This is a genomic window from Peptoclostridium sp., assembly GCF_009881055.1.
Classification (GTDB): Bacteria; Bacillota; Clostridia; order Peptostreptococcales; family Peptostreptococcaceae; genus Peptoclostridium_A.
On the sequence record NZ_WXFG01000021.1, the window covers coordinates 12119 to 26868 of the forward strand.

Here is a 14750-nt window from a genome sequence, read left to right on the forward strand (position 1 = left end):
AAGCCTGGCCAATGCCGGGCTTTTTTTTACCGTAAAAGCGCCATAAAGCCCCTAGCTTTAGCTATGGGGATATAAGGCGTGTATTATGTTTTGCGCTTGTATTATATAGCTAATTGCCATATAATACAAGTATGAATACATCATACAAATCAAATAACAACATTGTATATTCGTGCAAGTATCATGTGGTCTGGTGTCCCAAGTACCGTCGAAAAGTTCTTGTTGGCGAAATCGAATGTCGCCTCAAGGAGCTGATCAGAGATATTTGTAGCGAGCTACAAGCAGAGCTTATCGAACTCGAGCTAATGCCAGATCATGTGCATTTGCTTGTAGAAGTAGACCCGCAATTTGGAATCCACAAACTGATTAAAGCCATTAAAGGCAGAACATCCAGAATACTACGAAAGGAGTTTCCTGCACTAACAACTAAACTACCGACGCTTTGGACAAATTCCTATTTTGTTTCAACTGTCGGTGGCGCTCCAATATCAATAATCAAGCAATATATCGAAAGCCAAAAGACTTCTCAGAGGGGGTGATATCATGCAAGTAACCGCACAAATAAAACTGTTGCCAACCAAGGAGCAGGAAACTTTGCTTAATAAAACGCTACAAGAATATATTGATACTGCAAACAGCATAGTAAGCGGCTACCTAGCGGATGATGATGCAAGATACACATCCAAGAGCGTCAACGCCGAGCTTCCGAGCGCCCTGAAGAATCAAGCCATTCAGGATGCAAAAAGCATATTCAAAAAATACTCCAAAGCTTTGAAAGCTGGCAGTAAAAAAGACGCTTCCATACAAAAGGAAATCAAAGTGCCTGTGTTGAAAAAGCCAGTGGCAATATGGAACAACCAAAACTATGCTGTGAAGTTTGGCTATATGTCGTTCCCTGTCTGGAATAACGGCAAATCAACTCGGCTTATCGTAAAAGCCATAATAACTGACTACCAAGCTAGTCTTTTGTTGAATAAGCTTGGCACGATGAGGATAACCAAGAAGTCTGGCAAGTACATCGCACAGATAGCTTTGACGGTCGAAGAAGCGTCATCAGCTGGCTATCAAGTTATTGGAGTCGACCTTGGTTTGAAAATACCTGCAGTAGCTGTAACCGAAGATAGCAAGGTCAGGTTTTTCGGCAATGGCCGCCAAAACAAGTTCGTCAAACGTAAGTTCCGCTCCATGCGCAAGAATCTCGGCAAATCTAAAAAGCTCTGTGCCATCAAGAAAATGAACAACAAGGAGCAGCGTTGGATGCGTGACAAAGACCACAAGATAAGTCGCCAGATTGTTAACTTCGCCAAAGAAAACAACGCTTCGGTAATCCGACTTGAGAAACTATCTGGCATTCGCCAGACGGCAAGAACAAGCCGTAAAAACGAAAAGAACCTGCACACGTGGAGCTTCTATCGGTTGGCAAAGTTCATCGAGTACAAGGCAAGACTTGAAGGTATCCTGGTCGAATATGTAGACCCCAGATATACAAGTCAAACATGCCCTGCGTGCAATACTCGCAACCATGCCGTCGACAGAAAGTATAAGTGCTCGTGCGGTTTTGCAACTCATAGAGACATACTGGGTGCAAGAAACATAATATCTGCACCTGTAGCGGATGGTAACAGTCCGCTAGCTTAAGCTGCTACATGCACTGGCTTAGGACGGGCTAATGGCATAGCCCTTAACTCAGGGTCATACTGGCATACCAGAAATGAACTTGCTTTTAATCACCTGAGAATCCCCTGGCTTTAGCCATGGGGAGTGTCAAAACTGAGGAGCAATAGAGCTTTGTTGCGAACAAACAAGTTTAAATGAATTGATAGGGGCGGCCTTAGGCCGCCTTTGCTGTGACCGGTAAAAACTCATGTGGTCAAATGGTAATATCAAAGGGCTGTATATGTAAAGAAATTAAGTATATAATGTATGATATACAAATCGTGTGTTTTTTTGTAAAGGGATGATTTTATTGAAAAGTAAAAAAGCAGTCTCAATTGTTTCATTGTTCATGGCCATTGGGTGGATGTTACTCATTATTTCGTTTTCGAGCGACCCTGCTGATATTTCCTCCAGTAAGAGCAAAGCGGTGCTTGAAAGAGTGGAGCCGGCGGTGGAAAAAATGGAGGAGAGCCTGAAGATACAGATAGCAGACGACGGTAGGCTGCACTTCTATGTGCGCAAGAACGCCCACATGTTCAACTACTTTGTATTGGCCGTGCTTGTGGCAACGTGTATTAGGATGTCTGGAGTCAAGGGTTTTAGGAGTTATATTCTGGCATATATAATAGTGACACTGTTTTCTGCTGTGGACGAATACTACCAGACGTTCATACCGGGTAGGAGCGGAGAAGTGCGGGACGTTATGGTGGACAACGTGGGAGTTGTAATAGGGTTAGTTGCGGCGCGGCTGTTGCCGGCAATAAAAAAATTTAAAAGAATATCCTAACGAGGAGGTATTTGATGAGAAGGTTGTATTCGATGCTGCTGGCTTTAACGCTAGTTCTAACGACGGCGGCGCCCAGTTACGGCGCGGAGCCGCAGAAGGTTACTATACTGAGCACCGTCAGCTCGGGGCTTAACTACTATGTGGAGTATCAGTTCAACGGCAATACATACAGGTCTGATCAGGTGGGGCAGGCTATAAACAGAAGTCTTTGGAATCATCTAGACGATGACCAGAAGATGAAGGTGGCCAGGGTATATGCCTTTTCTTCAAATTCAAGGATAGACCAGTTCGGCGCAGAGGGAAGCGACGCAATTGCAGATCACGTCAACCAGGTCCAGGGTTGGACCCAGGCGGCCCAGGTGTTTGAGGACAGGATAGCAAAGAGGGAGTTTCCGGAGCTTACCGAGTTCTACACCGGAGGGTATGACGCGGCGTACGGAGAGTATGTGAACTCGGTGCAGCCGATGTTCGAGTTTACAGAGGCCACAAAGGCCACGGAGGAGTACAAAAGGCTAAATGAGAGGCTTACTAAGATAGAGATGCTCTACAACATAGGCTCTGACGCTTACCAGAAGCTCGTCAGGATGAAGACGCTTCAGGTGGGCAACGCCATAAAGGGAGGCTCGAAGCCGCTTATAGAGCTTATTGTTTCAAATTCATTTGTGCCTGTTGTTTCGGCGACGGCTGTGCAGCGGTTCACAGGGCCGGCCGTGGACGGCATAGGCCTTGTATACGACAGGCTCAAGGGCATATATGACGACTACAATTACGACGAAACTCAGGACGTGGGTATTGTGCTTGACAAGTTCTGGGAGGTTATAGACGGTCTGGAAAAGATATCAGAGGACTGCATGGATGAAATCGAAACTGAGCTTGCGGCAGCAAAAGCCGAGCACCAGCAGCTCCAGGAGGCTTCAAACGCTCAAAAGCAGCAGCTGCAGACTAATTTTACTAATCAGAGGTCTCTTCATGAAGCGGCAGTGGGAGATTATTCGATGTACTATGACTACGGCATAGACCCATTGGACGAGAATCTGGACTCAATAGTAGCCCAACACAGTGGGCAGCTGATGCAGGATGTCGAAAGCTTCTCGCAGGAGCTGATAGAAAAGAGAAAGGAAGCCTACCGCATTCTCGATCCGGGATACACGGGCGGGGAGTTCTACATAAACAGCGCTCTGATTATAGATACTGAGGGCATGACCATAGGCTCGTTCACAGACTACAGCCATCTTAATCCGGTGAATGCATACAACCGTGAGGATCTTGAAGCTATTGAGGCTGCAATAGACTCGGAAAGGGCATACATGGAACAGAGCCTTTCAGAAAACCAGGATAAGCTGGAGGAGTATGAAGCCAAGCTGGATACCCTTATGCAGGAGGAGCTGGCAAAGTGGAACGATCTTAAGGCCAGAGCCAACGGCCTTAGTGCTTATACCGATATCAACCTGAACACATCCATATATAATTATACCGCGGGCTCTTTCTATAATCCTACACAGAAAATCATGGAGCTGATAGAGCTCAAGGAAATGGGAGGAACGACCCTGGAAGACTTCACTGAGAACATATCAAATGAAATAGACGTGATGGACAATGTGGTCTCTTACTTCAAGGAGGTAACCAGCGAGATAAAGTCGAGCACCTCGGGCAAGATGTCAGAGTATGACAGCCTAAAGAGCAATCTTGAAAACAGCATAATATACTATATAAACGCAGTAGATTCTCTTGTGGACCTTTACAACTCAAGCCCTTATTTTGGAGAGGTAAGCCTGGATAGCCTTCCCGCGGCTATAGACGATTACGCCATAGCTCAGATTATATGGAATCTTCCTGAAGAGAGCAGGGCAGCCAAGGCCAGGCAGATCATGGCGGAGCTCAGGGAATTGAGGAAAAACGAACTGAGCCTGCTAAGAAAGATAGAAATAGGCAAGAACAATATGATGCATGACAGGCAGGCTCTGGACGAGAAGATAGGTGGCATTGTAGGGGAAAACACGAACTATGCAACAGGTGTAAAAGTCATGTCTTCAAGTGATATAATGGCCGAGTTCAATAATTTTGAAAAGTATGCGGGCAAATATCTGGACAGGAAATATTCGGTCTCAAACGCCAATTTCATAATAGAAAAGCTCAGTCTCAAGACTCCGTTTTACTATCAAATACTCATGCTGACAGAGGAGCTCGAGAGGGAAAGGCAAAACATAATGGCGCTGTCGGACGGGGAGTTCGACAATATGCATGAGGCGTACCTCAACAGGCATGAAAGCTTGGAGTGGCTGGGGTTGACAAACTCATTCTATCAGGAGCAAAGAGAAGAGATATATCTTGCGGGATATCCGATTTCTAAACTTCTCTACGATATGAGAGCAAGATATAAAAATTATGAGGACTATACTTCAAATGTAGACGCTGTTCGAATAATAGACGCCGACAGGGGAGGCTACCTTGACAGCGCGGGACTCGACCTTCAGGTTGGGAATACTCTGAACTTGGGGGCGTACATCCAGCCTACAACTGCTGACAACAAGACGGTAAGCTGGAAAAGTTCGAATGAAAGCGTGGTTTCAGTGAGCAATAGTGGAAGCATAATAGCAAACAAGCCAGGCGTGGCAATAATAACAGTTACAACGGCCGATGGAGGCAAAACAAGTACCTGCAAGGTTATGGTGGCTGACAGCTATCAAAGCTATGACAACTGGAGGGATACTCCTTCGGATGTCGAAAGAGAAAAAAGCTGGAGGATAAGGCTTTCGGAGCCTGTCGATCCGGGCAGTGTAAACAGCGACAATGTGTATATACTCGATGGCAGCGGTCAGAAGCTGGACTTTATTGTGCCAACAGTGGAGGAAGATGAAGCAGGCCAGTACATACACATGCTGAATACTGACGGCTTCGCAGAAGGCGATACCTACACTCTGGTTATAACGCCAAAGGTGAAGTCGATGAAAGGAGAGTATCTGACCCAGGGAATAAAGATGGGTTGGTAGGGGAAATGGCGCTTGCGCTGCATGATAATCTCAAAAAGCAAAAGACCTCGGATCTGTAATCCGAGGTCTTTTGCTTTTTGAGATTAGTGAAGCAACTATGAGATTTATGTTTATTCTTGGGTATGAAGAAAGTAATCAAATAATAGAAGCTTTTTGCATTCAAAAAGTCCGAGAGGGGGTATATATGCTGGAAAAACTGAAAAAAGAGGTCTGCGAGGCTAATAAGGAGCTTCCTAGGCGCAAACTGGTCATATTTACATGGGGGAATGTCAGCGGCATTGACAGGGAGCGAGGCTTATTTGTCATAAAGCCTAGTGGCGTGGATTATAACATCCTAAAACCTGAGGATATGGTGGTTGTGGATTTGAATGGCAAAATAGTGGAGGGAAATCTGCGGCCATCGTCTGATACAGCCACACATTTAGAATTATATAGAGCTTTCCCCGAAATCGGAGGGATTGTTCACACGCATTCGACATGGGGCACGGTATGGGCGCAGGCAAGAAGGTGCATCCCAAGCTACGGAACAACCCATTCGGACTACTTCTATGGGGATATCCCATGTACACGAGACTTGACTCCAGATGAAATGGAAGAGGGATATGAGAAAAATACAGGAGTTGCTGTTGTCGAAGCGTTTAAAGACATAAATCCCATGCATGTGCCTGGTGTGCTTTGTGCCAATCACGGACCCTTCACATGGGGAAAGGACGTGAATGACGCGATTCACAGGGCGGTTGTGTTGGAAAAAGTCGCGAAGATGGCCTATTATACAGAGCAAGTGAACAATAGGGTTGAAAAAATCCAACAGTCTTTAATGGACAAGCATTTTCTGAGAAAGCATGGAAGTGACGCGTATTATGGACAAAACTTTAATGACCGGCAGTAATAACACTGTAAAAGGTAATCATATAAAAAATTTGAAGCTGAAAATAAAATTTATTGTTTTTTGAAATGGAGGGGTAGAAATGGCGGTGCTTGTAACAGGCGGAGCAGGCTATATTGGGAGTCATACATGCGTTGAGCTGCTCGAATCGGGCTATGACGTCGTCGTTGTGGATAATTTTTCAAACAGTAAGTATGAAGCGCTAAAGAGGGTGCAGGAGATAACCGGAAAATCTCTAAGTTTCTATGAAGTGGACATTCTAGACAGAGAAGGTCTCGATAGGGTGTTCTGCGAAAACAGTATAGATGCAGTTATTCATTTTGCAGGGCTTAAGGCGGTTGCCGAGTCGGTAGCGATGCCTCTGAGATATTACCGCAACAACGTTATTGGAACTATCGTGCTGTGCGAGGTCATGCAAAAGCACGGCGTGAAGAAGATTGTATTCAGTTCATCGGCTACAGTCTACGGAGCCGGTGATGTTCCGCCCCTGACTGAGGATATGCCTCTTGGTGCTGTAAATCCTTACGGTCGAACCAAGCTCATAATAGAGGATATACTCCGCGATGCGTATGTGTCTGATCCGGAGTGGAGCGTTGTATTATTGAGATATTTCAACCCTCTTGGTGCTCACGAGAGCGGGAAAATAGGCGAAGATCCAAACGACATACCAAACAACCTCATGCCTTATATAACCCAGGTGGCTGTGGGTAAACGAGAAAAGCTTAGCGTATACGGCAGCGACTATGAAACACACGATGGCACCGGAGTCAGGGACTATATTCATGTTGTAGATTTGGCTAAAGGGCACATTAGGGCGCTCGAGAAAAAAATGAGCACTTCAGGAGTGGCGGCCTACAACCTTGGAACCGGAACGGGCTACAGTGTGCTTGATGTGGTGAAAAATTTCGAGCAGGCTACGGGATGCAAAATACCTTATGTCATAACAGGCAGGAGACCAGGCGATGTGGCAATCTGCTATGCTGATCCGACGAAGGCTTCACTTGAGCTCGATTGGAGGGCAAGCAAGGGACTTGGGGATATGTGCAAAGATTCCTGGAACTGGCAGAAAAACAATCCGAACGGGTATGATTAGCCGTCTGCATATAAAAACATATTTAGAATGGGACGGGAGGAAAAAAAATGAACATAGCGCTTATCATAGCGGGCGGAAGCGGACAGAGAATGCATCAGGATATTCCAAAGCAGTTCATAAACGTGCAGGACAAGCCTATAATTATCTATACGATGGAAGCTTTCCAAAATCATCCGGACATTGATGCTATAGAGGTTGTCTGTCTTAATGGCTGGCAGGAAATTCTAATCGCTTATGCGAAGCAGTTTAACATAAGCAAACTGTCGGGTGTTGTTTCCGGAGGTGCAACGGGGCAGGAATCCATAAGGAACGGTGTATACGCCATCGGCGAGAAATTCGGCGAAGAAGACATAGTATTGGTGCACGATGCCATACGCCCCATGGTTACAGCAGAGGTCATATCTGATAACATAGCAAGATGCAGGCAGTATGGCTCGGCAATTGCAGTTATTCCGTGTGCCGAAGCCATGCTTGAAACTGACGACAAAATCTGCTCTGAGTCGAGCTACGACAGGGAGAAGCTGATGCGAACTCAAACGCCTCAGGCGTTTCCTCTTGGCAAGCTGATATGGGCTCACAAGGAGGCTCAAAAAAGAGGCATTACAAACTCTGTGGCCTCGTGTACTCTCATGATTGAGCTGGGAGAGAAGCTGTTTTTTTCGGCGGGCTCGGAGAAAAACATCAAGCTGACTACGCCAGAGGATATAGAAATATTCAAGGCGCTGCTGAATTCAAAAAAGGCGGACTGGATGAAGTGAGGATATGAGACCGGATTCCAGCTGGATAGGTGATTATATGGATGAGGTTATAAGCGTAATCATTCCGGTGTATAATGCCGAAGACTACATTTGCAGATGCTTGGACAGCGTGATAATCCAGTCGTATGAGAGTCTTGAAATTATAGTGATCGATGACGGTTCGACGGATTCGAGCGGCAGGATATGTGACGAATACGGGGAAAAGGACTGCCGAGTCAAGGTTTTCCATCAAAACAATAAAGGTGTTTCGGCTGCCAGAAACCTTGGCTTGAAAATGGCTACAGGAAAATACATCGGGTTTGTCGACAGCGACGACTGGATTGAAAGGGACATGTACTCGCTTTTGATGGGAATGGCGGAGTCGAGTGATGCCGACGTGACTGCCTGTGGATACTATATAAATGATGAAAATCCATCGCTGTATGCGGAGAGCGCTGCGGAAAGCATAAGTCAAGAGGAGGCCATAAGGGCAAGCTTTTTGAATGTAAACAAATATTGCTTTTACGGCGCATTGTGGAATAAGATATTCAAAAGCGAAATTTTCAGAGCAAACAGCATAGAATTCGACGGATCTGTTTTCGTAGGCGAGGACATGCTGTGCCTGTGCCAATGCATAATGCGCAGCAAAAAAATAGTATATTCACCGATTCCGAAATATCACTACAGCTGCAATGACATGAGTGTCACAAGCAAGCCTTTTTATTCAGAGAAAGTAACTATGCTGCGGGCGCTCGATAAAATTGAAAGCATTGTAAAGCCGGCGTACCCTCAGCTTGCACCTGTAGTTCGTCAAAGATCAATACTAACAAGCTACAACTATCTGCGCCAGGCTATGTACAACACGTCCTTCAGCGATTATGCGGCGATACGTGAGCTTCGGGACAATATAAGGAATGAGTTCATCAGCGTGGTGATGGGGAGTGATTTGTCGGCAAAAGACAAGGTTAAGCTCACTTTGTTTTCAATGAGTCCGAAGGCTTTTCGGTATCTGAGGCTATCTTACAAAGCCGTGTCAGGTCTGTTTAAGAATTAAAAAACCAGATAAAAAGCCAGCGTACATGTAAAAGGGTTGATGATCTTTTGCATTGCACGCTGGCTTTAGTTATGCTAGTCTACCATTCAAGAGTCGGATGGTAGATCTCGAGCCATTCTTCGAATGTGTCAGACTTTCTGTTGTAATAGTGGCTGTTTATTGCTTCCTGCATGGCTTCGTAATGCCATGCATCCTTGATCAAGTCCGGGAACTGCCTTGCTTCCGGAAGGATATCTTCCAGATGGACTCTCCTGTCGAGCACCTTGTTAACAATTGTCACGAATTCGGCTCTTGTGATGTATTGGTCAGGTTTGAACGTACCATCCGGATATCCGTCGAACCAGCTGTTTTCAGCGGCTGAATTAATATATTCCTTAGCCCAGTGCAAGGATATGTCTGAAAACCTGTTGCTTTCAGCCTTGGAAAGCTTTTCGAATTTGGATGCTATTGCAGCTATTTCGGCTCTCGTTATGTTGCCTCCAGGCCTGAAGCTTCCGTCGGGATAACCTGACAGTATTTGGCCTTTCGCTAGAGTTCCTATGTGCTTGGATGACCATCTGTTAGCTTCAACGTCGCCGAAGCCGTGGCTTGCAGTTCTAATGCTGTCTCTGTAAGCTGGGTCCAGAAGCCTGTAAAATACGGCGGCTACTTCTTCACGTGTTATATTGCCCTCTGGTCTTACAATATTCTCAGGGTAACCTATTATATAGGCGAAGTGGTCCTGTTTATTAAGTGTCGGTGTTGTAGGGACAGCTCCTGCAGTCTCCTGTTCTGGCGTTGTTTCTGGAGTTGTAGTAGGTGTTGTCGGAGTTGTAGTCGAGCTTCCTCCACTGCCGCTTCCGCCACCACCGCTTCCACCGCTGGATTTTTTCTTCCACTGTGCAAACAGAGTTACATCGGTATCCGGCATTGTGAATTTCGAACCTGGATTGTAGTCTGTTCCGCTTCCGTTTGCTGCTGTGTTCCATTCGATGAAGATGTAGCCCGATTTGGATAGGGTTTCCTTATCCATTACTGTTACAGTTTCGCCTGGTGCGTAAGGGCTTTGAGGGTCGGTTTGCTCTCCTTTGCCCGTGTTGGCATCATAGTATACATTGTATTTGGCAGGTTCTGCTGACTTCTTGTAGTAGAGTTTTAGCACAAGTGAGCCGTCCTCAAGAATTGTGCCGGTGACTGTTGACTTGTCCTCGTCAAGAGTATATTCCGGGTATTCCCTGGGCACTGCAGTAACGGTATCTCCAGGAGTTCCAGTCTCGCTGTCTGTATCGTTTGGCGTATCGGGATATGAGCCGTCAGGCAGCTGCTTGTAGTGCTCGACTGTGTAAGGCGTATCCTCAGTAGCTGGAGTTGCCTTATAGTAGAGCTCAAGCACAAGTGAGCCGTCCTCAAGAATTGTGCCGGTGACTGTTGACTTGTCCTCGTCGAGAGTGTATTCCGGGTATTCCCTGGGCACTGCAGTAGCGGTGTCCCCGACGTCTCCTGTTTCAGTGTCCGTATCATCTGGCGTCTGGGGATACGAGCCGTCAGGCAGCTGCTTGTAGTGCTCTACAGTGTAATCCGCCTGCTTGGGCTCTTCGCACCCTTGTGGTGCTCTGGTCGCATCATCAATAGGGGATCCTGCAAAAACCGGTCCGCCGGTTATAAGCAGTGCTAGCGCCAGGAGCATTGAAGTTGCAAATTTGAGCTTTTTCAGCCTGATATTCATGAAAAACACCTCCATTTAGTCATATGTGACTATTAGTCATTTATACCCAAAATAAAAACATAATATAAATTTAAATCGAATTAATTTAAAATACATAAGAAATTCAAATTATATTTTATAAAATACTTGTTCGCTGGCAGGGTCATAATGGGTATTATAAAAAGGACAGTTTTTAAAGAGGAATGCTATGGGAGGATACTTGTATGAAATCAGTTACAAGGCTAATATGGGCCTTTGTTTTGTCTGTGGCTCTATCGTCCAATCCGCTTAATGGATTTGCAGAGAGCATGGATTTAGATGGAAATGAACTCGTCAAAAAAGCAGATGAAGTTACATATGAGCAGTCGCCGGATGAAAATCCATTTGACGAGCTGGATAGAATCCGTAAAGACAGAATAGACACCGCCGGGGAGAGAGTCAGAAAATCGGATTCACAGAGCGGCAGATTTTTTCGGGAGGAAAGGAGGCGGAGTGAGGAAGAGCTTCTTTTGGCTTCGGGAACGAGACACATTGTAAAATTCAATGAAGCTGCTTCGATGCGCCAAATATTCGAAGCCGTAAGCCCCTATGAGTATAAAATCATAGGTGATAGCGGGAATCGAACATTTATGATAATGCTTTCAGACGTCGATGAGTTCGAACAGAGAGTCCAAGGGCTTGTCGATTTTATGGAGGAGGACCGTGAAGTAAAGCTGCAGGAGGTGCCGTCTGATACTTATTATGACAATCAATGGGCGTTGCCTGCGATAGATATTCAGGGGGCATGGGATATCACAAAAGGCTCAAGCACTGTTATGGTGGCAGTAATAGACTCCGGTGTGAACAGAAGCCACCCGGATCTTGCAGGAGCCGACATAAGGAGCGGTTGGGATTATATAATTGATGGGCCGTGCCAATATGATTCTATTGGGCACGGGACAAAGGTGACGGGCATAATAGGTGCCCAGACTGACAATGGAGAGGGCATAGCAGGAGTAAACTGGGAGGTGGCAATAGTACCACTGAACGTGGTTTATTCAAATGGAAGCATATACACCTCCGACATATGCGACGCCCTAAGGAAGGCTGCAGATATGGGGTGCGACGTCATAAATCTCAGCCTGAGCGGACCGGGCTTTTCATCAGCTGAAAACGAGGCGATTCAATATGCAATTTCAAAGGGCTGCATAGTAGTTGCTTCAGCAGGCAACGGGGCTTCGGCGGATTATATGTATCCGGCGTCTTACAGCGGAGTCATAAGCGTAGCTTCTGTCGACAGCGGCCTGTCGTACTCTGACTTTTCACAGTACAACGACATGGTGGATCTGGCTGCTCCGGGTGAAGGGATTTACACTACGGCTGATGCGCAAAACGATGGCGTTGAATACATTTACGACAGCGGAACATCATTTTCGGCGCCGCATGTTGCAGGTGTTGCCGCTCTTGCTGTTGCATGCAAGCCTTCCATTTCAGTATCGGAATTTACTGCCTCTTTGGAAGCTTCAAGCACGGATCTTGGAAGCGCCGGGTTTGACAATCACTATGGGTACGGATTGCTCAATGCAGAAAAGACGCTCGTTTATCTAACAGATCCTGCTGCGCCGAGCAATCTGAGGCTGGATTCGGCAGGCGACAAAAGTGTGACTCTGCGCTGGGATGCAAACCAGGAGTTCGATCTTGAAGGCTACAGACTTGAATACAAGCTGACGTCCGCTTCCGCATGGTCCTACGTCAGCGTCGGGAAAAATGAAACTATGCATATGCTGAGTGGCCTGACCAATGGGAAAACCTACAGTTTCAGGCTTAAGGCAAATGATGAGGCCGGCAACTGGTCTGAATACTCCCAGACGGTTGAGGCCATGCCGGTTGTGACAGCTGAAATACCCGCAAAGACAAACGTGGCTCTCACCAAGACCTGGACGGTAGAATTCAGCCGTCAGCCTGACATGGACACGGTAAATCCGGATACGCTCTACATCAAGGATTCGAGTGGGGAGCTCGTTGAATGCACATTGGAACAGGGGGATAAGCCCAATACAATAATCATATCTCCTGTTGGCAGCTACAATCCAAACGAAACCTACACTATCTTTATAACACAGGGAGTGAAGTCGCAAGACGAAGGCAAGAAGCTCGGAAAGCCAACTTTGATGAGGTTTACGACAGCAGATTAGTGCAGTTATAAAAACAATTAAAAGGACTCCGCTTGTATGCCAAAAGCATGAGCAGGAGTCTTTTAATTATTTTAAAAAGATAGCTCCAGATTTCGCAGGCGGAGGTTCAAATGATCTGCAGGTGGGTATAAATAAGTACAGATTGTATGGATAATTTCGAGAATGGAGGGCGAAAAATGAACGTTGCAATTATTATCGCAGGCGGAAGTGGACAAAGGATGCATCAGGATATCCCAAAGCAGTTTCTGCATGTGGACAACAAGCCGATAATCATATATACATTGGAAGTTTTCCAGCGTCATCCTGATATAGACGCTATTGAGGTTGTCTGCATAGACGGCTGGCATCAGGTTTTGAAGGCTTACGCCGAGCAGTATGGAATTGACAAGCTTAAATGGATCACATCGGGGGGGGATAGTGCTCAGGAATCAATTAGAAACGGAGTATACAATCTCAGGGACAAGTGCTCAGCTGATGATATAGTATTAATCCACGACGGCATAAGGCCTATGGTTGATGTAACGGTCATTTCTGACTGCATTGAAAAATGCAAGATGTACGGCAATGGCGTAACAGCCCTGCCTCACAACGAGCATGTATTTGAGGCTAAGGACGAGATATCGACAGCCCAGTATATACCAAGGGACAAGACAAGGTGCGTGCAGACGCCGCAGGCCTATGGCTATAGCAAGCTGCTAGCAGCGTATGAGGAGGCTTACAGGAGGGAAATAGGGATATACGGGGCTTGCTATGCCAATACAATGATGGTGGATTTAGGCGAGACGCTCTATTTTGCGGCAGGTTCATACAAAAATATAAAAATCACAACACCAGATGATATTGAATTGTTCAAGGCCATGCTGCATTCAAAAAAGGATACTTGGCTTAAGTGACAGGCCTTGCAGGGCATTGTGGAAGCCATACATATGTTGAGTAAAAAGGCAGAGAGGGGAGAAAGCCATGAATATTGCACTGCTGACCGCGGCCGGTTCCGGCGAGAGGATGCATCAGAATATACCAAAGCAATTTATGCATGTAGACAACATTCCCATTATTGTCTACACCATGCTGGCCTTTGAAAAGCATCCGAATATTGACGCGATTATTGTAGTATGTCTTGACGGTTGGCATGACATACTCAAAGCATATGCCAAACAGTTTGAGATAAGCAAGCTAAGATGGGTTGTGTCAGGAGGCGAAACCGGACAGGAGTCAATAAGAAAAGGGCTTTTGAAGCTTGCGGAAGAATGCAGTCCTGACGATACGGTTATCATACATGATGGCAATAGGCCGATGGTTTCGCACGAGATTATAGCAGACTGCCTGGTTAAGTATGAGCTCTACGGCAACGCAGTGGCTGCGATACCATGCGTCGAGGTTGTGTTCAAATGCGAGGACAAGATTTCATCGCTCACAACAATCCCAAGGGACCAACTGCTCAGAACTCAGACGCCTCAAGCCTATAGGCTATCTAAGCTTCTGTGGGCCCATGAGGAGGCTGCAAGGCGTGATATTTCGAACATGGGAGCCTCGTGTGATCTTTTGGCTGAGTTGGGTGAGAGGGTATACTTTTCTGCTGGTTCCGAGAAAAACATAAAGATCACAACCGTTGATGACCTGGATATATTCGAGGCTTTGCTGCTTAAAGCCACAAACAATGAGCGAAAGCTGTAGGAAAATATATTTGAC

Annotated in this window: 12 protein-coding genes; 11 read left to right on the plus strand and 1 reads right to left on the minus strand. The window is 46.1% G+C overall.

From position 1 onward, the window contains the following. Nucleotides 1-131 precede the first annotated feature (131 nt). From tnpA to GT589_RS05095, 8 genes are all read left to right on the plus strand, one after another. Complete coding sequence (gene tnpA / locus GT589_RS05060; RefSeq protein WP_293396954.1) at nucleotides 132-539, plus strand: IS200/IS605 family transposase; 408 nt, start codon at nucleotides 132-134, stop codon at nucleotides 537-539. Nucleotides 540-543: 4 nt separating this feature from the next. Next, nucleotides 544-1638: an RNA-guided endonuclease InsQ/TnpB family protein gene (locus GT589_RS05065; RefSeq protein ID WP_293396958.1), complete on the plus strand. Its 1095-nt coding sequence runs from the start codon at nucleotides 544-546 to the stop codon at nucleotides 1636-1638. 367 nt (nucleotides 1639-2005) lie between these two features. Further along, complete coding sequence (locus GT589_RS05070) at nucleotides 2006-2443, plus strand: VanZ family protein (RefSeq protein ID WP_293397094.1); 438 nt, start codon at nucleotides 2006-2008, stop codon at nucleotides 2441-2443. Nucleotides 2444-2457: 14 nt separating this feature from the next. Then, complete coding sequence (locus GT589_RS05075; RefSeq protein ID WP_293396961.1) at nucleotides 2458-5433, plus strand: Ig-like domain-containing protein; 2976 nt, start codon at nucleotides 2458-2460, stop codon at nucleotides 5431-5433. A 184-nt stretch (nucleotides 5434-5617) separates the two neighbouring features. Continuing rightward, complete coding sequence (locus tag GT589_RS05080) at nucleotides 5618-6322, plus strand: L-ribulose-5-phosphate 4-epimerase (protein WP_293396964.1); 705 nt, start codon at nucleotides 5618-5620, stop codon at nucleotides 6320-6322. A gap of 79 nt (nucleotides 6323-6401) precedes the next feature. After that, entirely contained in the window at nucleotides 6402-7412 is a 1011-nt protein-coding gene (galE, locus tag GT589_RS05085; protein WP_293396967.1) for a UDP-glucose 4-epimerase GalE, read from the plus strand. Between the two features lie 47 nt (nucleotides 7413-7459). Then, nucleotides 7460-8170, plus strand: a complete 711-nt coding sequence (locus GT589_RS05090) for an IspD/TarI family cytidylyltransferase (protein ID WP_293396970.1) — start codon at nucleotides 7460-7462, stop codon at nucleotides 8168-8170. A 4-nt stretch (nucleotides 8171-8174) separates the two neighbouring features. After that, nucleotides 8175-9203 carry a glycosyltransferase family 2 protein gene (locus GT589_RS05095; RefSeq protein WP_293396973.1) on the plus strand — a complete coding sequence of 343 codons (1029 nt, stop codon included), beginning with the start codon at nucleotides 8175-8177 and terminating at the stop codon, nucleotides 9201-9203. Between the two features lie 79 nt (nucleotides 9204-9282). On the opposite strand, the gene GT589_RS05100 is transcribed toward GT589_RS05095, so the two are convergent. Further along, nucleotides 9283-10908 (minus strand): S-layer homology domain-containing protein, encoded by a 1626-nt coding sequence (locus GT589_RS05100; RefSeq protein WP_293396976.1) that lies wholly within the window; start codon nucleotides 10906-10908, stop codon nucleotides 9283-9285. Nucleotides 10909-11111: 203 nt separating this feature from the next. Here GT589_RS05100 and GT589_RS05105 point away from each other — a divergent pair, with 203 nt between their 5' ends. The 3 genes from GT589_RS05105 (at nucleotide 11112) to GT589_RS05115 (ending at nucleotide 14735) form a co-directional block, all read left to right on the plus strand. Next, nucleotides 11112-13061: a S8 family serine peptidase gene (locus tag GT589_RS05105; RefSeq protein WP_293396979.1), complete on the plus strand. Its 1950-nt coding sequence runs from the start codon at nucleotides 11112-11114 to the stop codon at nucleotides 13059-13061. Nucleotides 13062-13237: 176 nt separating this feature from the next. Then, the gene (locus GT589_RS05110; RefSeq protein ID WP_293396982.1) at nucleotides 13238-13954 is read left to right on the plus strand and encodes an IspD/TarI family cytidylyltransferase; all 717 of its coding nucleotides are present in this window, start codon (nucleotides 13238-13240) and stop codon (nucleotides 13952-13954) included. Nucleotides 13955-14021: 67 nt separating this feature from the next. Then, entirely contained in the window at nucleotides 14022-14735 is a 714-nt protein-coding gene (locus GT589_RS05115) for an IspD/TarI family cytidylyltransferase (RefSeq protein ID WP_293396985.1), read from the plus strand. Nucleotides 14736-14750 lie beyond the last annotated feature (15 nt).

Coding starts and splice junctions, on each gene's coding strand:
- GT589_RS05105 (WP_293396979.1), top strand. CDS start 11,112: ATGAAATCAGTTACAAGGCTAATATGGGCCTTTGTTTTGTCTGTGGCT.
- GT589_RS05090 (WP_293396970.1), top strand. CDS start 7,460: ATGAACATAGCGCTTATCATAGCGGGCGGAAGCGGACAGAGAATGCAT.
- GT589_RS05100 (WP_293396976.1), bottom strand. CDS start 10,908: ATGAATATCAGGCTGAAAAAGCTCAAATTTGCAACTTCAATGCTCCTG.
- tnpA (WP_293396954.1), top strand. CDS start 132: ATGAATACATCATACAAATCAAATAACAACATTGTATATTCGTGCAAG.
- GT589_RS05095 (WP_293396973.1), top strand. CDS start 8,175: ATGAGACCGGATTCCAGCTGGATAGGTGATTATATGGATGAGGTTATA.
- GT589_RS05110 (WP_293396982.1), top strand. CDS start 13,238: ATGAACGTTGCAATTATTATCGCAGGCGGAAGTGGACAAAGGATGCAT.
- GT589_RS05065 (WP_293396958.1), top strand. CDS start 544: ATGCAAGTAACCGCACAAATAAAACTGTTGCCAACCAAGGAGCAGGAA.
- GT589_RS05070 (WP_293397094.1), top strand. CDS start 2,006: ATGGCCATTGGGTGGATGTTACTCATTATTTCGTTTTCGAGCGACCCT.
- GT589_RS05115 (WP_293396985.1), top strand. CDS start 14,022: ATGAATATTGCACTGCTGACCGCGGCCGGTTCCGGCGAGAGGATGCAT.
- GT589_RS05080 (WP_293396964.1), top strand. CDS start 5,618: ATGCTGGAAAAACTGAAAAAAGAGGTCTGCGAGGCTAATAAGGAGCTT.
- galE (WP_293396967.1), top strand. CDS start 6,402: ATGGCGGTGCTTGTAACAGGCGGAGCAGGCTATATTGGGAGTCATACA.
- GT589_RS05075 (WP_293396961.1), top strand. CDS start 2,458: ATGAGAAGGTTGTATTCGATGCTGCTGGCTTTAACGCTAGTTCTAACG.